General features: G+C 54.7%; 11 protein-coding genes and 1 pseudogene. 9 read left to right on the top strand and 3 right to left on the bottom strand.

Going from position 1 to position 13507, the window contains the following annotated elements:
- Positions 1-181: 181 nt before the first annotated feature.
- Together truA and fmt are read right to left on the bottom strand one after the other, a co-directional pair.
- Positions 182-931 carry a tRNA pseudouridine(38-40) synthase TruA gene (gene truA / locus GRI39_RS05195; protein WP_160738672.1) on the bottom strand — a complete coding sequence of 250 codons (750 nt, stop codon included), beginning with the start codon at positions 929-931 and terminating at the stop codon, positions 182-184.
- Positions 928-1833, bottom strand: a complete 906-nt coding sequence (fmt, locus tag GRI39_RS05190) for a methionyl-tRNA formyltransferase (protein WP_160738671.1) — start codon at positions 1831-1833, stop codon at positions 928-930. The genes truA and fmt overlap by 4 nt, the downstream gene beginning before the upstream one ends.
- A gap of 52 nt (positions 1834-1885) precedes the next feature.
- On the opposite strand from fmt, the gene recR reads away from it, so the two are divergent.
- Positions 1886-2485, top strand: a complete 600-nt coding sequence (gene recR / locus GRI39_RS05185; RefSeq protein WP_160738670.1) for a recombination mediator RecR — start codon at positions 1886-1888, stop codon at positions 2483-2485.
- Between the two features lie 6 nt (positions 2486-2491).
- Here recR and GRI39_RS05180 read toward each other — a convergent pair whose 3' ends face one another.
- A complete protein-coding gene (locus GRI39_RS05180) occupies positions 2492-3109 on the bottom strand; it encodes a DJ-1/PfpI family protein (protein ID WP_160738669.1) in 618 nt (205 codons plus the stop codon).
- Between the two features lie 206 nt (positions 3110-3315).
- Between GRI39_RS05180 and GRI39_RS05175 the strand changes: the two genes are divergently transcribed.
- The 8 genes and pseudogenes from GRI39_RS05175 (at position 3316) to GRI39_RS05140 (ending at position 13491) form a co-directional block, all read left to right on the top strand.
- A complete protein-coding gene (locus tag GRI39_RS05175) occupies positions 3316-3933 on the top strand; it encodes an OB-fold-containig protein (RefSeq protein ID WP_160738668.1) in 618 nt (205 codons plus the stop codon).
- 98 nt (positions 3934-4031) lie between these two features.
- Positions 4032-5641 (top strand): annotated as a pseudogene (locus GRI39_RS05170) (flotillin family protein).
- A gap of 128 nt (positions 5642-5769) precedes the next feature.
- Positions 5770-6339, top strand: a complete 570-nt coding sequence (gene def / locus GRI39_RS05165; protein ID WP_160738667.1) for a peptide deformylase — start codon at positions 5770-5772, stop codon at positions 6337-6339.
- Positions 6340-6575: 236 nt separating this feature from the next.
- Positions 6576-7817, top strand: a complete 1242-nt coding sequence (locus GRI39_RS05160; RefSeq protein ID WP_160738666.1) for a lipoprotein-releasing ABC transporter permease subunit — start codon at positions 6576-6578, stop codon at positions 7815-7817.
- Between the two features lie 7 nt (positions 7818-7824).
- Positions 7825-8508 (top strand): ABC transporter ATP-binding protein, encoded by a 684-nt coding sequence (locus GRI39_RS05155; RefSeq protein ID WP_160739204.1) that lies wholly within the window; start codon positions 7825-7827, stop codon positions 8506-8508.
- Between the two features lie 75 nt (positions 8509-8583).
- On the top strand, positions 8584-8859 hold the full coding sequence (locus tag GRI39_RS05150; RefSeq protein ID WP_160738665.1) for a hypothetical protein: 276 nt from the start codon (positions 8584-8586) through the stop codon (positions 8857-8859).
- Positions 8860-9019: 160 nt separating this feature from the next.
- Positions 9020-12490, top strand: coding sequence for a DNA polymerase III subunit alpha (gene dnaE / locus GRI39_RS05145; protein WP_160738664.1), 3471 nt, complete (start codon positions 9020-9022; stop codon positions 12488-12490).
- 98 nt (positions 12491-12588) lie between these two features.
- On the top strand, positions 12589-13491 hold the full coding sequence (locus tag GRI39_RS05140) for a CHAD domain-containing protein (protein ID WP_160738663.1): 903 nt from the start codon (positions 12589-12591) through the stop codon (positions 13489-13491).
- Positions 13492-13507 lie beyond the last annotated feature (16 nt).

Raw genomic sequence — 13507 nt, 5'->3', positions numbered from 1 at the left:
TCATTTCCGTGAACGCCAATTCGTCATTGTCGTAGATACCATTTCGTCATTCCCGCGCAGGCGGGAATCCAGAATGGAAACGAGCGAGCGAGCGGTGCTAGATTCCCGCCTGCGCGGGAATGACGAGGCAAATGAGTTTCTTGGCTCTGCCTACGCGAGAATCGCGGGCAGGCTGAGGCCTCTACTCCTCGTCTGGATATATGGCTTTCACGAAATACAGGCCATCAGGCGGGGCGTTGAGGCCTAGCGCCTGACGATCCCGCGCTTCCAGAGCCTTGGCCATCTGTTCTACCGCCCATTGCCCCCGGCCGACCATGGCAAGGCAACCGACCATGGAACGGACCTGATGGTGCAGAAAACTGCGTGCGGCGGCTTCGATAATCACCCATTCGCCTTCACGCCGCACATCCAGCCGATCAAGTGTTTTAACCGGACTGGCCGATTGGCAATGGACGGAACGGAAGGTGGTGAAATCATGCAGGCCGATCAGGGATTGCGCGGCTTCATGCATCGCCTGATGATCCAATGGCTGAGCAATATGCCATGCGTGACCACGATCAAGCGTCAATGGCGCGGGACGATTACAAATGCGATATTCATAAGCCCGGCCGATACAGGAAAAGCGCGCGTGCCAATCGTCCGGCTTGATGGTGCATGCTGTCACCACCACCGGATCAGGCCGCATTTTACCATTCAGAGCAGCCATTAATCGTTTAGGCTCAAAGGGTTTTTGAATATCAATATGGCTGCGCATGGCCAGTGCGTGCACGCCCGAATCCGTCCGTCCTGCACTATGCAACGTTACCTGCTCGCCGGTGATGGCGAAGGCTGCATCTTCCAGCGATTGTTGAACAGTCGGCCCAGTGGCCTGCCGCTGGAGGCCCATGAAGGGGCCGCCATCAAATTCAATCCTCAGGGCAAACCGTGTCACGCCAGCACCGTCCCCACAGGAATAGATTTGCCGCGTAGAAAGGCTTCTGTATCCATCACAGGCTTGCCAGCGCGCTGGATGCGCACAGGGCGAAGCGCGGCATTGCCGCAAGCGATGGTGAACTGATCATCCAACACTGTTCCCGCAGCGCCGTTCATGCCAATCACATGGGCTTCCAGCACTTTGACCCGCTCGCCATCAAGCTGGAACCATGCGCCGGGGAAGGGAGCAAAAGCGCGCACTTCGCGTTCGAGCAATTCAGCAGGCTTGGAGAAATCCATCCGGGCTTCGCTTTTGGCGATTTTTGCCGCGTAGGTTGCTTCTTTGTCATCCTGAGCGACAGGATGCAGCGCTTCGAGATCAATCAGCGTGCCGACCATCAATTGCGCGCCGAGTTCGGCCAGTTCTTCAGTCAATTGCCCTGCGGTCTTGTCTTCAATCGGGGTCCGCACGGTGGCGATCATGTCGCCGGTATCCAGCCCTTCAGCCATTTGCATAATGGTGATCCCGGTCACCGGATCACCTGCCAGAATGGCTCGTTGCACAGGTGCGGCCCCCCGCCAATGCGGCAGGATTGAGCCATGCACATTCAAGCAGCCATGGGCGGGTGCGTCCAGAATGACCTTGGGCAAAATCAGACCATAAGCGGCCACAACCGCCAGATCGGCTTCCAGTGCCAGAAAATCAGCCTGAACCGCCACATCTTTCAGCGATGCGGGATAACGAACTTCAATTCCCAGCCTTTCCGCTTCGCGCTGAACGGGGGAGGGTTGGAGCTTTTTGCCCCGGCCCGCTGGGCGCGGCGGCTGGGTGTAAACGGCCACAATCGTGTGGTTCGCTTCGGCAAGAGCGGTGAGGGTGGGCACCGCAAAATCGGGCGTTCCCATAAAGATGATGCGCATATGGTGTGGCGAGGCCTTCCTAAATTCTTCAGAACGCCCTATCTGCCCCACTATGGCATCGCAAGAGATCGACGCGCTTTCCGCTTCATTGTCCCGCCTTCCGGGGCTTGGCCCCCGTTCTGCACGGCGCGCTGTGCTGTGGCTGGTCAAACGGCGTGAAACGGCTCTGCCGCAATTGCTCGAAGCGCTGGCCGCAGTGCGCGATACGCTGGTGGAATGCGCCATATGCGGCAATGTGGATACGCAGAACCCCTGCGGCATCTGTGCCGATACCCGCCGCGATCAGCGCCAGATTTGCGTGGTGGAAGATGTGGCTGACCTGTGGGCACTGGACCGCGCGCGTCTGTTCACCGGCCGCTACCATGTGCTGGGTGGCAAGCTTTCCGCCCTTGATGGCGTGCGGCCCGAAGATTTGTCGATCGGTGCCCTGCTCGAACGGGTGCAGAACGGCGGGATTGATGAAGTGGTGCTGGCGATGAATGCCACGTTGGAAGGCCAAACCACCGCGCATTACATCGCTGAAAAGATGGATGGAATGCCTGTGCGGATCACCCAGCTCGCCCACGGATTGCCCGTTGGTGGGGAGCTGGATTATCTCGATGAAGGCACATTGGCACAGGCCCTGCGGGCGCGCCGCCCGATGGCGGGCTGAGGCGGCTCAGGCCATGACAGCTTCGGCGTCTACAAAGGGCATCACCGCCGCCATCGCACGATCGATATAGGCCTGTTTTTCACCCACTGGCGCGACATAATGCATCGCGTCTATCGCATCTTGCCGACCAGCACCGCGCGCAATCATCCAGCAGGCCAGATATTGCGCCGCCAGACAGCCGCCAGCGGTGGCGACATTGCCATGGGCCACGAACGGCGTGTCGAGCACTTTTACCCCCGCTTCCACGACCCATGGCTTAGTGGTGAGGTCCGTGCAGGCGGGAAGCTCACCCACCAGCCCAAGCTTGGCCAGCAGTAAAGTGCCCGAACATTGCGCGCCGATGAGCTGACGCGCCGGATCAAGTGCAAGCTCAGCCAGAAGCTGCGTATCCTGCGCAATCTCACGGGTCTTGATCCCGCTGCCAATAATCACCGCATCCGCGTTGCGCGCAAAACCAAGCGGTTCCTGCCGGGAAATCGTCACTCCGTTCATCGAGGTGACTTGCGGAGTAGGGCAAGTGATCCTCGCTTCCCACCCTTTGGCCCGAAGTCGGTTCAGAATGGTCGCCGCGACAAAAGAATCCAGCTCGTTGAAACCATCAAACGTCAAAACAGCGATCTTCATAGCGGATTCCTTGAACATGATGCGCATCATGGGCGGAGCGGGGCAGTCATAACATCAAACAAAGCAACACATAAGATTTTATGGAAGAAGAATTGGTTCAATATTCTCAATTTGACTTCAAAAATTCCCGTCCCGGGTTGCTATTGAAGTGAAGGGGTTTGATTCGTTTTTGTTTTATATAGATTCTTTTATTTCAGGATCACTATGTGACCCTGTTTCAGCCCTATAATCTACCGTTTGCCGTCGCTTTGGCCGTTATGTTGCTGTTGGCGCTGGCTCAGTTGATCGGCTTTGGCGATTGGTCTCCCGACACGGATATGGATACTGACGGTGACATCGGCATTGCTGATGGATTGACCAGTATGCTCGGTATCGGACGCTTACCACTTACCATGTGGCTCGCAGTTTTCCTGTGTGTCTACGCGGCTGGCGGTGTGGCTTTGCAGTCTTTCGCTGACAGCCTTACGGGTGCACCCTTGCATGCTGTATTGGCGGGGGTGATTGCGCTTGTTCCTGCGCTTCCCGTGACGGGGCTTCTAGCCCGGCCTTTGGGGGCCATCATTCCCAAGGATGAAACAACCGCCATTGATCGCGCCAGTCTGGTGGGCAAGCGGGGTGTTATCACAATGGGCCGTGCCGCACGCGGATCACCTGCCCGGACCTGCGTGAAAGATCGCTTCGGCCATCCCCATTTCGTCATGGTTGAACCGCATGAGGATAATGTTGAATTTTTCGAAGGCGAAGAAGTGCTGATCGTCCGCAAGGAAGGCGATGGGTTTCTCGCAATCGCAGTTGAAGACCATTTTTTGCTGAACAACGCCTGAGCGCTTGTTCTTAGGGGGACACGGACGGAATGCTGACCAATTATATAGATATCGCCATCTGGGCAGGGGCGATATTTTTCGTCATTTTGATATTCGCGATGACGATTACCCGGCTTTATCGCCGCGCGAGCAAGCAGGTCGGCTTTGTGCGGACAGGTTTTGGCGGGGAAAAGTGGTGATGAATGGCGGCGCGATGGTGCTGCCTGTTCTGCATGAAACCATGCCGGTCAATATGAACACAGTGCGGCTGGCAGTGGGCCGCAACAAGAGCGATGCTTTGATTACGCTCGATCGCCTGCGGATCGACGTGAAGGCCGAATTCTACGTCCGGGTACGCCCGGATGCCGGGAGCATCGCCATGGCAGCCCAGACGCTCGGTGCACGGACGATGCACCCCGAAGCGCTGAAAGATCTGGTCGAGGGCAAGTTCGTTGATGCTCTACGCTCTGTCGCTGCGGGCATGACAATGAATGAATTGCATGAACAGCGTGCTGAATTTGTTCAAAAGGTGCAGCAGGTTTCCTCTAACGATCTGGCCATGAACGGGCTTGAGCTGGAATCCGTTTCACTCACTGGTCTGGATCAGACTTCGATTGAACATTTCAACGCCAATAACGCATTTGATGCTGAAGGCCTCACCAAGCTCACTGAACAAATCGAAGCACGCAAGAAGCTACGCAACGATATTGAACAGGAAACTCGGGTTCAGATTGAGACGAAAAATCTCGAAGCTGACAAGATGTCGTTGACCATTTCGCGTGACAACGAATTTGCCCGGCTTGAACAGGAACGCGAAGTCGAAATGCGCCGGGCAGAACAGATTGCGGAAGTGGCTGGAGAACAGGCACGCCGCAATCAGGAAGCGGAAGCCGCTCGGATCGAAGCCAAACGGGCTGTGGATTCTCGCCAGATTGAAGCCGATCGTTCAGTCGAAGAGGCCCGTATTTTGCAAGCGAAAGCGATTGAAATGGCACAGCAGGATCAGCAAATTGCGGTGCAGAACAAGAGCCGTGAAGAAAGTCAGGCGCGGGCAGAAGTTGATGAAGCGCGCGCCAAGGCCGTGGCGGCCGAAGAAGGCGTTGTTACTGCGCGCAGCACCGAAATTGCTGACCGTGATAAAATGATCGAACTGATTGAAGCGGCCAAAGCGGCTGAACGCGATGCCATCCGCGTCAGGGTGGAAGCTGAAGCGGAACGGGATGCTGCGGCCAATCGTGCTGAAGCCCTTCGCCTGGAAGCAGAAGGTCAGGCTGAAGCGGAAAAACTGCGCGCAGAAGCGGATCGTGTTCGCTTTGAAGTGGAAGCTTCCGGGCAGCGGGCTGTCAATGAAGCGGCGAATATTCTGTCCGACGCTCAGATGTCATTGCAGACGAAGCTCGCATTGCTCAAAGTCCTGCCTGATCTCATTCGTGAATCCGCCAAGCCATTGGAAGCGATTGACTCGATCAAGATCGTGCAGGTCGATGGTTCGACGCAATCTGGCGGCAAGGCTTCCGGTGGCACATCGCATTCCATCGGTGGCTCGGGCAATCTCGCCAACGATGCAGTCAGCGCGGCACTGGCCTATCGGGCGCAGGCACCGGTGCTTGATGGGTTGATGAAGGAACTTGGCCTTGATGGCAGTTCACTCGCCAATCTGGTGAACGGCCCTGCTGGCATGAACGCTGAGGAAAAGGCTGAAGGGCCTGCTGACGCTGACGAAGGCTAACAATATCTGGATCGCTTCGGCACCTCACATGATGAGGGCCGAAGTGATCCACTTTGGGCGATGCCATCAACAAGGCTTTGCTCTCCAGCCGCTTGCGCGTTTGACTTGTGCGCATTATCTTGTCAGCCATGGCTATACGTGAAATCCTGGAAGTGCCGGATCCCCGGCTCAAAACCGTGTCCAAACCCGTTGAGACTTTCGACGATGAGTTGAAGGCGCTTGTCGAAGATATGTTTGAAACGATGTATGATGCACCCGGGATCGGCCTTGCTGCTATCCAGGTGGGTGTGCCGCTGCGTGTGCTGGTGATCGATCTGCAAGAACCCGATCCCGATGCAGAGCCGGAACAGTGCCACGATCACGGTTGCGGGCATGACCATACTCCGGTGATTAAAAACCCGCGCACCTTCATCAATCCTGAAATTCTCGATCCCAGCGAGGAACATAAAGTCTATCAGGAAGGCTGCCTGTCAGTCCCTGAAATTTATGCCGATGTGGATCGTCCGGCAACCTGCCGTGTGCGCTATCAGGATCTTGATGGGAAAACTCATGAAGAAGATCTGGATGGCCTGATGGCCACCTGCATCCAACATGAAATGGATCATCTCGAAGGCATTTTGTTCATCGACCATCTTTCCCGTCTAAAGCGGAGCATGGCGCTCAAGAAGCTTGAGAAGCTGCGTAAAGCGGCGGCCTGATTTTACCGATTTTGAAATGTGAAGGGCGGGGGATATAATGTCCCCCGCTTTTGTTATATGCGCTGTATGTTCAGCACATTCTCAAGCCCTTTAGGTTCTGTTCAGGCGCTTTTATGTGCTGTTCAGCACCCCTTCAAGCAGGACGGGGCATAGCACTTGCAAAGCAGTTGCCACTGCACGTTTGACACCCTAAACCAGACCTTCGAAATTCCTGAAAACAACGCAAAGCCAGTCGTTTGATCCTCTCCCCTTTTGAATGGACTATCGCCAAGCGATATATGCTGCCCGGCAGGGGCGAAGCATTTATCACGCTGGTGGCGGGCATCAGTCTTGCAGCCGTTATGCTGGGTGTTGCCGCACTCGTGATCGTGATGAGCGTGATGAACGGTTTTCGCGCGGAACTCCTTGATAAGATTGTGGGCCTGAACGGCCATGCGATCATTCAGGCCTATGGTGGAAGGCTCGATGATTGGGAAAATGTGCTAGAGGATGTCCGCAAGACTCCCGGCGTTGTCAGAGCCTCTCCGCTCATTGAACAGCCTCTGCTTGGAAGCTTCAACGGCCGTGTTGAAGCGGTGCTTATTCGCGGGAATACGCAGGCCGATATCAATCGTCTGAGTGATAAAGTTGTCAGCGGTGATCTGTCCACGTTGAAGCCGGGTGAGAACAACGTGGCTATTGGCTCGCGCCTCGCCATGAACCTTGGTGCCACGGTGGGCGATACGATCACGATCATTAATCCGATGGGCCGGTCCACGCCATTTGGTACGGTTCCGCGCCAGATTGGCTACAAGATCACGGCAATTTTCGAGATCGGGGTCTATGATTATGACCAATCCTTCGTGGTTATGCCGATCCCCAATGCGCAGACATTGCTGCTGACAGGCAATTCAATCGGCATGATTGAGGTCAAGACAGTCAATCCAGATACGGTTGATCAAACCCTCGCTCCGCTCAAGAGCAAGCTGGCTGGCCAGGCGGTGGTGTCAAACTGGAAAGAGATAAACGGGTCGCTTTTTCAAGCACTTGAGGTAGAGCGCGTGGCGATGTTCTTCGTGCTCTCGATCATCGTTCTGGTGGCGGTTTTCAATATTCTGTCCTCGCTCATCATGCTTGTTCGGGCCAAAACCCGCGATATTGCGATCCTGCGAACCATGGGGGCGACGAGACGTTCGCTGCTCAAGATATTTGTCACAACAGGCTTTGTAATCGGCGCCATCGGCACGGCCGCGGGCCTCTGTCTTGGTTTCATTGTGCTGTATTTTCGCCAGGGGATCGTGCATTTCATGGAAATCGTAACCGGGCAAAACCTTTGGAACCCGGAAATTCGTTTCCTCACCACTTTGCCTTCGCGCACTGATCCGACTGAAGTGATTGCGATTACAGCCATGGCTTTGGTGCTGAGCTTCCTCGCCACGCTGTACCCGGCTATGAAGGCCGCGAGCACGGACCCTGTTCAGGTGCTGCGATATGAATGATTTTCCTATGAATTCTGCCGGAAAACCGGTCGTCAATCTTGTTAACCTCACGCGATCATTTGTGCAGGGCGGAGCGAAGATCGATGTGCTTCGCGGCGTTAATCTGACCATCCAGCCAGGTGAAATCGTCGCATTGCTGGGCCCGTCCGGTTCCGGCAAATCCACGATGTTGCAAGCGGTCGGGCTGCTGGAAGGCGGTTTTGGCGGAACCATTGAGATCGCGGGTATTGATGCCAGCAAGCTCTCCGGCGATGATCGCACGGCTCTACGTCGCAACCATCTTGGATTTGTCTATCAATTCCATCACTTGCTGGCTGATTTTACAGCACTGGAGAACGTGGTTCTTCCTCAGTTAGTGGCTGGCGTTAAGCGTGGTGATGCTGAGGAGAGTGCTGCAAACCTACTCGAAAAACTGGGGTTGGGGCAGCGTCTTTCACATCGCCCAAGCCAGCTTTCAGGCGGTGAACAGCAGCGTGTTGCCGTAGGGCGGGCTTTGGCGAACAAACCCAAATTGGTTCTCGCGGATGAACCCACCGGTAACCTTGATGAAGCAACAGCGGATAAGGTTCTGGAACAGTTTCTTGACCTTGTAAGAGTGCAAGGCAGTGCTGCACTGGTAGCAACTCATAATGAGCGGTTGGCTAAGCGCATGGATCGTGTGCTGAGGCTTCACGAAGGCGTTCTGACCTAGCGTTCAGTCCCAATTTTATAGTAACAACGTATAAAATGCCCCTTCAAGCGGCACAAAAGGTAGAAGGAATAAGTGATGACCGACCATCCCAGCACTTTCAACGCGGGGCCTAGCGAGGGCTCTGACATCGACTGGGACGATCGCGCCTCAATCCATAAAGTTGATGATGGCCGTGGTTTGCTCGACGGAATGAAAGCCCTGTATCGTGGAACACTTGCCGAGATGGTAAAGCGGATCACCCAGATGCCAGAAGAACACCGCGCGGATTTTGTCATTCAGAAAGCAGGCGATCACCGCCTCGAATTGAGTGAAATTATGGCTCTTGCGGCACGGTCGGATTTTCCCGGCTAAACTCTCTGCGGTAGAACATGAATAAAGGCGGTGCAGTGATGTGCCGCCTTTTTCATTTGTTTGCTGAAAACCGCTGAAATCGCAGGAAACTGACAGGGTTTTCCCCAGAGCACATTACGTATCTCTTGATTGAAGTCGCTGCGGGTCGCAAATTACCCTTATGCCTCATGCCCCTTTCGTTCCCTTACGCATCATGTCCTCCTACTCCATGCTGGAGGGTGCGATTGATCCCAAAGATATTGCCAAGCTTGCCAAGCAGCGGGGGTTTCCGGCGATTGCCATCTGCGACCGCAACGGACTTTATGGATCTTCCGCTTTTGCAGCAGCCTGTCAGAAAGAAGGCATTCAACCAATCATAGGCACATTGCTCGGCGTTTCGCGCGGGGATAGCTATGCGATCGACTATCTTCCGCTGTACGCTCAGGATGATGCAGGATGGAATAACCTCTGCTATTTGGTCAGCAAGGCCCATCTTGAACGTCCTCTCGAACTTGAACCCCATGTCCTTTACAGTGAGCTGGAAGGGCATACGGATGGTTTGATTGCGCTGACCGGGGGTAGTGAAGGCGCGATCACCAAGCTCTATGCAGAGGAACAGCGCAATCACGCTGAAGAAATCGCTGAAAAGTTGATCGAGTATTTTCCGGGCCGCTTATATGTCGAGATAGAACGTCGCGGTAATCCAGTGTCTGATGGCGCGGAAGAAGCACTCATCAATCTGGCCTACTCTCGTGAGCTACCACTGGTGGCAACCAATCCCGCCAACTTTGCCGAACCCCACATGCATGCAGCGCATGACGCTATGCTCTGTATCGCCAATTCCACTCATGTGGACACTGAAGAGCGCCCGCATTCCGAACCGGAAGCTTTTGTGAAAACGGCAGAAAAGATGGAGGAAGACTTCGCGGATATTCCCGAAGGCTTGATGAATACGCTGGTGATCGCACAGCGGTGCGCCTTTGCTCCACCCCGCCGGAAACCTATTTTACCCAGTCTGGCTGGAGACCGGGAAGGTGAAGAGAAAATGCTTGGTGATGACGCAAGGCGTGGCCTTGCCAAGCGTCTTGAAGCCTATGAAAATTTCTCGGCTGAAGAGCGCGAAGTTTATGAAAAGCGGCTTCAATATGAAATTGACGTTATCGTCAGCATGGGGTTTCCCGGCTATTTTCTGATCGTTGCTGACTTTATCAAATGGGCCAAGGCGCAAGGGATTCCGGTTGGGCCAGGACGTGGTTCGGGTGCAGGCTCACTGGTCGCCTGGGCGCTGACGATTACTGACCTTGACCCGTTGAAGCTGGGATTGCTGTTTGAACGGTTTCTCAACCCCGAACGTGTTTCGATGCCTGACTTCGATATCGACTTTTGTGAAACCCGTCGCGGTGAAGTCATCCGTTATGTGCAGAACAAATATGGCCATGACCATGTGGCGCAGATCATCACCTTTGGTAAGCTTAAGGCGCGTGCTGTTTTGCGCGATACAGGGCGCATTTTGCAAATGCCTTATGGCCAGGTCGATCGTCTTACAAAGATGGTGCCAAACCATCCCACTGACCCTTGGACGTTGGAGCGCGCACTGAATGGTGCGACAGATTTCAGACGTGAGTATGATAATAATGACGACGTAAGGCGGCTGATTGATCTCGCCAAGCAATTGGAAGGGTTTCCGCGCAATAGCTCTACCCATGCCGCCGGTGTGGTGATTGGTGATCGCCCGCTTAATCAACTCGTTCCGCTATACCGTGACCCGCGTTCAGACATGCCGGTTACTCAATTCGACATGAAATATGTCGAAGATACGGGGCTGGTGAAGTTCGACTTTTTGGGCCTCAAGACGCTTTCCGTTCTTCGCAAAGCCCTTGATTTGTTGGGCCGTCGCGGGATTGAAGTCGATCTGGCGCAAATCCCCATGGATGACCCGGATGTGTTCGGGCTGCTGAAACGCGGCGATACTGTGGGTGTCTTTCAGTTGGAATCTGAAGGGATGCGGCGTACCCTTGCGGCGGTCAAGCCAACGAAATTTGAGGATATTATTGCGCTTGTTTCGCTCTATCGGCCAGGTCCGATGGACAATATTCCGCTGTTCGGGAAGCGCAAGAACGGCGAAGTCGCCATTGAATATCCGCATGAAAAGCTGGCCGGTATTCTGGAGGAAACCTATGGGATCTTCGTCTATCAGGAACAGGTCATGCAGGCCGCGCAGATCCTTGCGGGCTATTCTCTCGGCGATGCAGACCTTTTGCGCCGTGCCATGGGGAAGAAAATTCAGGCAGAAATGGACGCACAGCGCACCCGCTTCTGCGACGGTTGCAAGGAATTGTCCGGGATTGAAAAGAACAAGGCCAATGAACTGTTCGATTTGATCGACAAATTTGCAGGCTATGGTTTTAACAAGTCCCACGCTGCGGCCTATGCTTTGCTATCTTATCAGACGGCCTGGCTGAAGACCCATTACCCGGAAGAATTCTACGCCGCAGCTATGTGTTTCGACATGCATCAGTCTGAAAAGCTGGCAATCTATGTCGATGATATGCGCAAGAACGATATCGCTATTCTTCCACCGGACATGAACCAGTCCGAAGCGGAGTATATCGTCCAACAGACCCAGCATGGCCATGCTGTAAGATATGGTCTCGCCGGTTTGCGTAATGTCGGCGAAAAGGCGATGGATGCAGTTGTCGCCGAGCGGGAAAAGAATGGCCTGTTTGCGTCGCTCGAAGATATCTTCAAACGTATGCCGCCGGGGGCGATGAATCGCCGCCAGTTGGAAGGTTTGGCAGGGGCAGGGGCGTTCGATCAGTTTGAACCGAACAGGGCGAAGGTTCTGGCCAATGCTGATATGCTACTTGCCGTGGCTGAGGCATCTGAACGTGAGAGAAGCAGCGGGCAGGGGGGGCTGTTTGGAGGTGACGATCATGCTGAGCCAGATCTGCGCCTGGTGGACGCTGAGCCGCTGAGCCGTAATGCACAAATGGCGATGGAAAAGGACGTTTTTGGATTTTACTTTGCTGCACATCCGGTGGAACAATATCGCGCTGTGGCGTCAGGCAATGGTGCGCGTAGCTATGCCAGCATTATGAGCGGCGGCGTTGCCGGTGGGCGTACGCAAGCTGTGATGGCTGCCATGGTTGAAGGCGCGAGCAAGGGAAAAACCAAGCGCGGCAAGGACTTTGTTCGGGCTGATTTCTCCGATAGCTCAGGTCAGTTCAGTGCTGCCTGTTTTGAAGAAAACATGGTCGAGCCATTCCAGAAATGGGCTGCGGAAGGCGCCTGTGTTCTGCTGACTGTCGAGCTGGACAGCCCCAGCATGGATGAACCGCCCCGTGTGACCATTCGCGGCGCGCAGCCGCTGGACCAAGTTACAAGTGCGGCCAGAATGCGGCTCACGCTTGAAGTCGCATCGGTTGAGGCTTTGCAAGAATTGCGCCTCGCACTGCAAGAGGGTGATAAGGGACGCGGTGAAGTGTTGGTGCGTCTGCGTTTGAGCGATGGCCCTTCAGACCCACTCTTACGGCTTGGGGCGGATTTTGCGATTGATGGTGAGCTGGCCGAAAAGCTTTCGGAAGTGCCCGGTTTAGCGAATGTCTCCCTGACCACCCGAACTGGATCGGCAAACCTTAAGCTGGTGGCCTGATTATGGAAATATGCCCAAACTTTGCGACCGATCAACGCGGTGCTATAGAGCATTGCGATAATCAAATTTGCCCAGCAATTGCAGGAAATTGGTGAACGATGGCCTATCGCTTCCGCCGCAAGGATCGCACGGCTCAAAAGGGTGTTCGCCGTATTGCGCGGGAACAGATCGATAAGGCAATTGCCTCTATCGATAGCGGCGATGATGATGCCGATGTTATCTATGCGGTTCGCAAAAGATGTAAGAAGCTGCGTGCATTGCTCAGGCTTGTCGAGCCTGTATTCCCGAATTTCACAAAAGAAAACAGGGCGTTCGGTGATATTGCGAAGCTGATTGGTGACTTGCGCTATTCGCATAAGATGCAGGAGGCCTATGCCCGGCTCGTCGTGACCTATGGCAAAGAACTTGATCGCGAAGCCTTCAAGACCATCGGCGAGCATTTCCGGGCCGAACGCGAAGCTGAAATAAGCCGTATGGATGTCGATGCCCGGTTAGCGGCATGTAGTGACCATTTGCGGAAGGCACGAGACCGCGTTACGCATTGGCAAGTGGATGCTGATGGTTGGGATGCAGTGTCTTGGGGATTGCTTTCAAGCTATCAGAAAGCTTGGGATGCGTTTGGCAAGGTGAAAGAAACATCCCAGATGGAGGCTTATGAAGAGCTGCGTAAATGGGCGAAGTGCCACCGCCATCACGCGCGGCTTCTGCGCTCCATATCTCCCGATTTCATGTCCGAGCGTGCCAGCCAGGCGCGTAAGCTAGGGAAATTGTTGGGCGAACATAACGATCTGATTTTGTTTGAAGAAAAGCTCAGGAAAGACCCTCAGATCTACGGTTCCGAAGCGGATGTGGAGGTTGTTCTGATCCTCGCCAAGCGGCAACGTATTGTGCAGGAGGCAAAGATCAGCCGGACAGGCGGAAAACTTTTCGCGCACAAGCCTCAGCATCTGGTCGAAGATTGGCACAAGCTGTGGGATAATTGGGACCACAACGCCCGATAAGGCGCGTTCGTCACAA

Origin of the sequence: Altericroceibacterium indicum (assembly GCF_009828105.1) — a bacterium.
Taxonomy (GTDB): Bacteria; Pseudomonadota; Alphaproteobacteria; order Sphingomonadales; family Sphingomonadaceae; genus Altericroceibacterium; species Altericroceibacterium indicum.
This window is presented reverse-complemented; position numbering and strand designations above follow the sequence as displayed.

Excerpts from the sequence above, each read along its gene's own strand:
- GRI39_RS05155 (WP_160739204.1), top strand. The coding sequence starts at position 7,825 with ATGAATTCTGCCGGAAAACCGGTCGTCAATCTTGTTAACCTCACGCGA.
- GRI39_RS05150 (WP_160738665.1), top strand. The coding sequence starts at position 8,584 with ATGACCGACCATCCCAGCACTTTCAACGCGGGGCCTAGCGAGGGCTCT.
- GRI39_RS05140 (WP_160738663.1), top strand. The coding sequence starts at position 12,589 with ATGGCCTATCGCTTCCGCCGCAAGGATCGCACGGCTCAAAAGGGTGTT.
- recR (WP_160738670.1), top strand. The coding sequence starts at position 1,886 with ATGGCATCGCAAGAGATCGACGCGCTTTCCGCTTCATTGTCCCGCCTT.
- fmt (WP_160738671.1), bottom strand. The coding sequence starts at position 1,833 with ATGCGCATCATCTTTATGGGAACGCCCGATTTTGCGGTGCCCACCCTC.
- dnaE (WP_160738664.1), top strand. The coding sequence starts at position 9,020 with ATGCCTCATGCCCCTTTCGTTCCCTTACGCATCATGTCCTCCTACTCC.
- def (WP_160738667.1), top strand. The coding sequence starts at position 5,770 with ATGGCTATACGTGAAATCCTGGAAGTGCCGGATCCCCGGCTCAAAACC.
- GRI39_RS05180 (WP_160738669.1), bottom strand. The coding sequence starts at position 3,109 with ATGAAGATCGCTGTTTTGACGTTTGATGGTTTCAACGAGCTGGATTCT.